This window comes from Nocardia carnea (genome assembly GCF_029868855.1).
GTDB lineage: Bacteria > Actinomycetota > Actinomycetes > Mycobacteriales > Mycobacteriaceae > Nocardia > Nocardia carnea_A.
The window spans coordinates 1-8,146 of sequence record NZ_JARWOV010000345.1 but is presented as its reverse complement, the minus strand read 5'-3'; the positions used below and the strand labels follow the sequence as shown (position 1 = coordinate 8,146).

The 8,146-nt window shown below is 69.1% G+C and carries 6 protein-coding genes and 1 pseudogene; 2 read left to right on the top strand and 5 right to left on the bottom strand.

What is annotated here, in order from left to right:
* Positions 1-181 precede the first annotated feature (181 nt).
* The 3 genes from QH195_RS34695 to QH195_RS34685 all read right to left on the bottom strand — a co-directional run bounded on the left by QH195_RS34695 (position 182) and on the right by QH195_RS34685 (position 4,285).
* Complete coding sequence (locus QH195_RS34695) at positions 182-1,039, bottom strand: hypothetical protein (RefSeq protein WP_280422894.1); 858 nt, start codon at positions 1,037-1,039, stop codon at positions 182-184.
* A gap of 347 nt (positions 1,040-1,386) precedes the next feature.
* Entirely contained in the window at positions 1,387-2,103 is a 717-nt protein-coding gene (locus QH195_RS34690) for a hypothetical protein (RefSeq protein WP_280438497.1), read from the bottom strand.
* A gap of 712 nt (positions 2,104-2,815) precedes the next feature.
* The gene (locus QH195_RS34685; protein WP_280438496.1) at positions 2,816-4,285 is read right to left on the bottom strand and encodes an NAD(P)/FAD-dependent oxidoreductase; all 1,470 of its coding nucleotides are present in this window, start codon (positions 4,283-4,285) and stop codon (positions 2,816-2,818) included.
* A 249-nt stretch (positions 4,286-4,534) separates the two neighbouring features.
* Between QH195_RS34685 and QH195_RS34680 the strand changes: the two genes are divergently transcribed.
* The gene (locus tag QH195_RS34680; protein WP_280438495.1) at positions 4,535-6,019 is read left to right on the top strand and encodes a cytochrome P450; all 1,485 of its coding nucleotides are present in this window, start codon (positions 4,535-4,537) and stop codon (positions 6,017-6,019) included.
* An 85-nt stretch (positions 6,020-6,104) separates the two neighbouring features.
* Here the strand turns inward: QH195_RS34680 and QH195_RS34675 are convergent, their stop codons facing one another.
* Positions 6,105-6,983: a serine hydrolase gene (locus tag QH195_RS34675; protein ID WP_280422890.1), complete on the bottom strand. Its 879-nt coding sequence runs from the start codon at positions 6,981-6,983 to the stop codon at positions 6,105-6,107.
* A 52-nt stretch (positions 6,984-7,035) separates the two neighbouring features.
* Positions 7,036-7,248: a hypothetical protein gene (locus tag QH195_RS34670; RefSeq protein WP_033241993.1), complete on the bottom strand. Its 213-nt coding sequence runs from the start codon at positions 7,246-7,248 to the stop codon at positions 7,036-7,038.
* 326 nt (positions 7,249-7,574) lie between these two features.
* Between QH195_RS34670 and QH195_RS34665 the strand changes: the two are divergent.
* Positions 7,575-7,919, top strand: a pseudogene (locus QH195_RS34665) (exodeoxyribonuclease V subunit gamma); the annotation flags it as partial.
* Between the last annotated feature and the right edge of the window lie 227 nt (positions 7,920-8,146).

Here is an 8,146-nt window from a genome sequence, read left to right as displayed (position 1 = left end):
CCCGCGGGGCCGCTGCCCCGCGGGGCGGGGCGCGCCCCCCCCCGCGCCGGGCGCGGGGGCGGCGCCCGGGGGCCGCCCATCGACCGCCGGTTGCCTGCGCTTTCGCGCCGGGCCTTTCGAGGGAATGCGCGACGCGGGGCGTTCGGGTGTCCGTCGGGCGCATCCCGGCGGACACCGGCTATCACTGAGGTGGCGCGCCGTACGGTGCCGCGGTGTACCCCTCGGCCGCGCCGATCGCGCCACCGACCGCCGCTCCGACCGCCATCGCGGGTGCCGCGATCACCGCGTAGCCGATGGCCGCGCCGAGTACCGGGCCCACGACGAGGCCGATCGGCAGGAACGGAATACCGGAGATCAACCCGGCGACCGCGCCGACCATCGCGGAGGTGGTCGCGATCGGAGAGGCCAGCGTATTGGCGACCGAGGCGCCGATGGCCGCGGAACCCACGGTCTGCGCGGCCATCCGGTCCGACCGGCTGCGTTCCACGCCCACCGAATCGTAGAACGTCGCCACCTGCGCTTCCGCCTGCGCGGCGCCGGTATTGATCTCCCGGACATCGAACGGCGGGGCATCCATCACCACGTTGCCGATCCGGAGCTTGCCGGGTGGAGCCTCGATCGGCGCGACCGGCGCCACCGGCATCGGAGCGTGCAGTTCACCCTGGGGAGCGAGGTAGGCGTGTTGGGGCACCGCCCTGGTCGCCGGGGTGGGGACCGGTTCGGCCACCGAAGCGGGTGCCGGAGCGGGGAGGAACGGGGCCGTCGCCATCCCGAATGTATCGGTGGCGGACCGTACGGCCACCCGGGTTGCTTCGTCGACGGCGGTGGTGAGATCGCGGACCGGATCGGGTGCCGCGAATGCCGGTTGGAGCGGATTCGCCGGTAGAGCGGGAATCGGGGGTGACGCGGGTGGAGCGGGGAGTGCTTCGGCATTGGCCGTACCGGCGCCGATCAGTGTCGCGATGAGCGGAACCGCGCCCGCCGCTACCACCGATCCCGCAGCCCGCCGAGCCGGACCGGTAGCTCTGTGCTTACCCATGGTCGCCTTTCTCCGGGAAATTGTCGGTTTGCCCGACATTCGGACCGGAACGCCTCCCGGATGGGATCGTACTGTTCAGCCCGCTGGGCAATCCGCTCCCGAACCGGTAGCGGGAGCGTCGCGACACGCAGATAGCGGTTGATTTGCGGTGCCGGGAGGATGCGACCACGGCCGGGTCCTGCGGCCGATCGGACGGTGCGATGTGCCGGTGGTGATCGGATACGGACGAGCACAGTGCCCGGCGCAGGACGCCGGTCCGTTGTTTCGAGTTTTCGGTGCCCGTTGTGGGCCGCTCGGGTCCACGGGCCGCCCGATGCCCGGCCGCAGGAATGGACCGGACACCGGTATCACGGCTGGGCTGCGCCGAGCAGCGGGGTGGTGAAACCGTCGGTTACACCGTATGCCGCACCGAGCGCGGCTCCGGCGATCATGGCGGGTACCGCGACGACGCTGTACCCGACCGCGGCACCGAGAACGGGACCGACCACGAGACCGGTTGGCAGAAACGGTATACCCGCCACGAAACCCAATGCGGCGCCGAGCATTCCGAAGGGAATGGCGACCGGTGCGGCTACGGCGTTGGCGATGGCCGCGCCGACGACGGCATTACCCAATGCCTGAGCGGCCAGCCGATCCGACCGTGCGGGCTCCACACCCATCGAATCGAGGTAGGTCGACACCTGGTCCTCGGCCTGCTCGGCGCCCTGGTTGACCGGCCCGGCGTCGAACGGTACGGCGATGACGAAGTCGCCGATCCGCAGAGTGCCCGGCGGTGCGTCGATCGGCGCCCCGGGGACGGTCGTTCGAGCGGCAGGGAGCGACCCTCGGGGCGTGAGATAGGCAGGTTCGGACAGCGGCGGAATACCCGGATCGGCGAGCGCGGCCGGTGGTGCGATCGCGGGGACCTGCCGGGTCAGCGGTGCGGCGGCCGCGCCTATCGCATCGGTCACCGACCGGACGGCGTCCTGCACCGCGCCGGTTGCCGCCGTTACCGGGTCCGGTGCGCCGCCGGGGGCGACCGGTCCGGATGCCGGATCGGTAGGCCCGGTGAACAGATCTGCCATCGGTGTGCGGATAACGGGTGCCGCTGGCGAGGTGGGCGCCGGGGCGAGCGGGCGGGTTGCTGGATCCGTGGATGTGGCAAGTGGACCGGGCGTCGGAACGGCCGACGTGACGAGGGGGGCTGGGGCGGCCGGTGCGTCCAGGGGCGCTGCGGTCGCCGGCGTGCCGAAAAGGTTTGCCATGGGTGCCGGGATAACGGGGGCAGCCAGCGGGGCGGGCGCCGGGTCGGCCGACACGTCGATGGGGCCCGGGGCCGGGGCTGCCGGCGTGGTGAAAAGGTCCGCGACCGGCGCGGGGAGGACGGTTGCTGCCGTGGGGGCGGGTATCGACCCGGCGGGCGTGGGGAAAGGGTTCGCGACCGGCGCGGCGGGGGCCGGGGCGTCGGGTGCGGTGGGCGGCGCCGGGTCGGGTGCGGTTCGGGCTGCCGCGGTGTCCAGGGCCGGGGTGGGAGCCGGTGGCAGGAGGCCCGCCGGGAGTGCGGGCAGAGCGGGGAGTGCCGGGAGCGAGGGTGGAGCGGGGAGTGTTTCGGCATTGGCTGTACCGGCGCCGATCAGTGTCGCGATGAGCGGGACCGCGCCCGCCGCGACGACCGATCCGGTAGCGCGCCGGGTGACACCGGGAGCCCTGTGCTTACCCATGGTCGCCTTTCTCCGGAATTTGTCGGTTTGCCCGATATTAGCTCCGGAAGGGCTCGGCGCCTGGGATGTCGGCCGGTCAGCCGACCTTACGATCGCCCCCCGGTTTGTCGGCCGGGGTGGCGACCCCGTTGCCGACGGGATTCGCCTGCGAAGAGCCCGGTGGCCGCCGTCCGGCCGCACCGCGCACGATTTCCTCGCCCTCTTCGCTGTCGCCGTACACCGCCTCCCGCGCGAGCCGCGCTAATATCCACTGTTCGGTGGCCGCCATCTGGCCGCGGCCGCGGCCGAGGAAGGTCACGAACCACTGGATGATCGTGATGATCCGGCTGCGGTAGCCGACGAGGTAGTACAGGTGCAGCGCCAGCCAGGCCAGCCAGGCGATGAACCCGCCGAATTCCAGTTTGCCCACCTGGCAGACCGCGCTGAACCGCGAGATCGTCGCCATACTGCCCTTGTTGAAGTATTTGAACTGCCTGCGGTCCTGCGGGGTCTGTTTGCCCGCCACCTCGGCCTTGATCTGCTTCGCGGCGTAGGTGGCGCCCTGGATCGCGCCCTGGGCCTGGCCTGGGACACCGGGAACCGACATCAGATCGCCGACGACGAAGACGTTGGGATGCCCTTTGATGGTGAGGTCCGGTTCCACCACCACCCGGCCCGCACGGTCCACTTCGGTACCGGCGGAGCGGTCGGCCAGCATCTTCCCCAGCGGGCTTGCCTGCACGCCGGCGGACCACACCTTGCAGGCCGATTCGATCCGCCGGGTGGTGCCGTCCTTGTCCTTCACCGTCACACCGTGCGCGTCGACATCGGTCACCAGCGCGTTCAGCTGGATCTCGACACCCATGGATTCGAGCCGGCGCTGCGCCTTTCCACCCAGTTTCGGGCCCATGGGGCCGAGTACGGCTCCCGCGCCTTCGACCAGGATCACCCGGGCGTCCCGCGGATCGATGTTGTGGAATGTGCCTTCGAGTGTGCGGTCGGACAGTTCGGCGATCTGTCCCGCCAGTTCGACCCCGGTCGGGCCGGCGCCCACCACTACGAACGTGAGCAGCCGGTCGCGTTCCTCCTGCGTCCGCGCGACCTCCGCCTGTTCGAAGGAGCCGAGGATACGGCCGCGGAGTTCGAGGGCGTCGTCGATGGTTTTCATACCGGGGGCGAAGGTGGCGAACTGGTCGTTGCCGAAATACGACTGCTGTGCGCCGGTCGCGACGATCAGGCTGTCGTAGGGGGTCACGGTGGACTCGCCGAGCAATACCGAGGTGACGGTGCGCTCCGTCAGATCGATATCGGTGACCTCGCCCAGTAGTACGCGGGCGTTCTTCTGTTTCCGGAGCACCAGCCGGGTCGCGGGCGCGATCTCGCCGACGGACAGGATTCCGGTGGCCACCTGGTAGAGCAGGGGCTGGAACAGGTGGGTCGTGCTCTTGGAGATGAGGGTGACATCGACATCGGCCCGCTTGAGGTGTTTGGTCCCGAACAGGCCGCCGAATCCGGATCCGATCACCACGACGCGGTGCCGGTCGTTCCCAACAGGTTGCGTGCTCATGGTCGCTCCTCGCCAGCGGTGGGCCGGTGCTGCCCGTGATGATCATGTCCGACAACGCACACGGTAGTAGCAGTACCCGTCGAGGACACAGTCCGACGCCGTTGTTCATGGTGGTGGTGTGGCAACTCACCACGATAGCGATCGCGCGGCGGTCTCGGGGAAGGCCGGCGGGTACCGATTCGGTCGAAACCATCCAGCCTGTTGCAACAAAGAGAATAGGATGGGTGCTATCTCTCAGGAGGTTCCGCCATGGTCACCGTCGACCGTGCCGCCACGCGAGGATCGCGGGCGCGCACCGATACCGAGAATTCGGCGCTCATCGAAATACCGCGGCGTCAGGTACTCGACCGGCTGCTGCTGCAGGTCCCCGAGCGGCCGCGAACCCTGGCCACCCCGCCGAGCACGAACGATACCGTCCCTGTACGTGGCGACGGTGGCCTGCCCTATCTGGGCCGCACCCTCCACTACATGCGCTGGGGTCCGGCCGAGATGCTGGACCGGTACCGCAGGTTCGGTCCGGTCACCCTCAACAGTTCGATGGGGATGGAGCGGGTCTTCGCCGCCGGGCCGGAGGCGGTCGACGAAGTGGTCGGCCGGCGCCGCCGCGATTTCGGGCAGGGCTGGGACTATTTCATCGGCCCGTTCTTCCGGCGCGGCCTGCTGCTGCTCGAATTCGACGAGCATATGTTCCACCGGCGCATCATGCAGCAGGCATTCACCCGGGAACGCCTGGAAGCGCATCTGGCCGAACTGACACCGGCCGTCCGGTCGGCAATCGGCCGCTGGGTTCCCGAAGGGGCGGGGGCGAGCCGGACGGTACAGCTGTTTCCTGCCATCAAGGAGCTGGCACTGGATATCGCCGGCGAAACCTTCATGGCACTCGAAGTGGGCGAGGAGCGCCGGAAACTCACCGACGCCTTCGTGGCCTGCACCCACGCCGGGCTCGCACTGGTGCGCCACAATGTGCCCGGCGGCAAATGGCGTGCCGGGTTGCGCGGCCGCAAAGTTCTCGAGGAGTACTTCCGCGGGATGCTGCCCCGGAAACGGCGCAGCGATGCCCCGGATTTCTTCTCCGGCCTGTGCCACGCACGCGCCGAGGACGGTTCGGTGTTCAGCGACGACGACGTGGTGAACCATATGATCTTCCTGATCATGGCCGCGCACGACACCACGACCACCACCGCCACCGCGGTCGCCTATTACCTCGGCAAACACCCGGACTGGCAGCAGAAGGTGCGCGAGGAGGTACTGGCGCTGGATCTGGGGAACGATTCACCGTCGATCGCCGATCTGGATACCTTGCGCAACCTGGACCTGGTGGTGAAGGAAAGTTTGCGATTGATGCCGCCGGTGCCCGGTATGGTGCGCCGCGCCGTCCGCGATACCGAGATCTGCGGGCACTACATCCCGGCCGGGACCCCGGTGGACCTCGGCTATCAGGTCAACCATCTGCTCGCCGAATTGTGGACCGACCCCGAGGTTTTCGATCCGCTGCGGTTCTCCGACGAGCGGCGCGAGGATAAATCGCACCGGCTCGCGTGGATGCCGTTCGGCGCCGGCTCGCACAAGTGCATCGGTATGCACTTCGGCACCTTCGAGGTGAAGACGATCATCTCTGCCCTGGTGCGCGATTACGAGTGGAGCTTCCCGGCGAACTACCGTATGCCCTGGGGTTTCACCACGATTCCGTTCCCGCGGGACGACGCCCCGATGCGGTTGCGGCGTCTCGCCTGAGACACCGAAGCGCCCGGCGCCGGCCCCGTGTCGAACGGGAAGGCCGGTTCCGGGCGCTTGGGAAAGGGGGTTCGGTCGCGGTGGTTCAGCGGCCGGACAGCAGGTATTCGGCGACGGTGGTATCGGTTTCGGCGCCTTCCTGGTAGCCGCCTTCACCGTTCATCGCGGTCATGATCGCCAGGGTGTAGCGCTCGCCCGGACCGGCGAAACCGACCGAGTTCACCACCCAGCCGCCCTGTTCGTCGGACCAGCCGTTCTTCAGGCCGGGCCGCATCGCCGCACCCGCGCCCCACACGCCCCAGTGCTGATTCGAGTCGACACGGCGCATGAGATCCAGCAGGTAGCCGCGGTCGTCGGGATGCATCCGGTCCAGGACGCTGGACATGAGCCGGTCGAGGTCGGCGGCGGTGGACTTCTGGAATGCCCAGTGCGGCCCGGGATTGGGTGAGGGCTGCGGGGCCAGGCTGGTCATGCCGTTGGCGCGGAAGGCGTTGTTGAAAGCCATCCGGTCCAGGCCCGCGTATTTGTTCCAGAGGATATCGGTGGCCTGGTCGTTGGACGTCGACAGCATCTGCTCGATGAGCCCACGATCCTCCGGCGGCAGGGCGATGGCGCCGACGCGGGCCCGGTTGAGCAGATCCTGCGCGATGGCGAGTTTGATCGTCGACGCTGTCCACACCATGTCCTCGGCGTGCGGGCTGGCGTAGACGGCCCCGGTGTTGCGATCACGGATCACATAGCCGGTGACACCCGGTCGCGAATCGAGATACGAGTTGACGGTTTCGATACGGGCGGCGAGATCGCAGTCGAAACCGTGCGCGCAACCCTGGGTGTGCGCGAGTGGTACGGCATCGGCCGCGGGCAGGCCGGCGGGCACACCGGCGAACATGATCGCGGCGGCGGCCAGGACGGTGGCGGGTGCGGCCACGCGGGGCGCAGCACCGGTGAGCAGGGGGTAACGCACGAGGAAACACCTTGTCACATCGGCGCTCGGCGCGCACGTTTTCGGTGATCCGCTAGTGCACCCGGGCCGCGGCCTTCAGATCGGCCACCGGGCGGCCGTTGAGGCGATAGCAGTGCTCGAACGCCTCGGTGTGCTGGTCACGAGGCCACGAATGCAGAACGACGGTCCGCCCGTAATGCCGGGAGTTGACCAGCTCCCACCGGTCCCCGGAGCGGCGGACGGTGAATCCGTCTCTCGGTATCAGGGGAACAACCAGCGCTTTCATCGACGCGAACCAGCCTTTCGTGCGGTAACCCGTTCCTCCCGGGGTTGCACTGTGACACAGCGCCTCCGCCGGATCCCGGCCATCCGGCCGCGTGTCGGTGACTCATGTGCGCTAAATCACTGTGCGGATCGACTGAATATCGGGTAGAAGCGTTCAGCGCTAGGGACATTCGGATGATGATCACCTGTCCGCGGGTTGTCCTCTGCCGTCGTGGGGGGTGACCCGGTGCTGTCGGTGGCAGGGCGTATAAACGGGTGGACGACAGAGCCGCCCGAGCTGTGCGGATGCGGCGGACACCGGTGACCGGACCGAGCGGAAGGGCGGAGATGGCGCTGCACATCCACCGTGCCGAACGCGCGGACGCACTCGCCGGTGCGCTCGCGGCGGTGCTCGCCGAACCGCTGCCCGATCCGTTCGCCACCGAAGTGGTCGCAGTACCTGCCAAGGGTGTGGAGCGCTGGCTGGCGCAACAACTCTCGGGTGTGCTCGGCGCCGCGCCCGGTACCGGCGACGGCATCGCGGCCAATATTCGCTTCCCCGCCCCGGCCGCGCTGGTCGAGGAGGTACTGGCCGAGGCCACCGGCATCGGCGCGCATACGGATCCGTGGGCGCACGATCGGGTGGTCTGGACGCTGCTGCGGGTGATCGACGACGCGGTGCGCGAACCGTGGGGGGGCCGGCAGGGGCGCCCCCCCCCCCCCGGGGGGCGCCCCAACCCGAGCGGGCGGGGGGGGGGCCCGCGCGCGGGGGGGGGTGGGGCCGCCATGGGCACCACCAACCGCAGGAATAACCCCAAAAACCAAAAGCCCCCCCCCCGCCCCCCCCCCCGCACGGGGTATTAAAACCCCCCCCCCCCCCCCCACAAAAAAAAACCGATTATGGAAACACACCCCCCCCA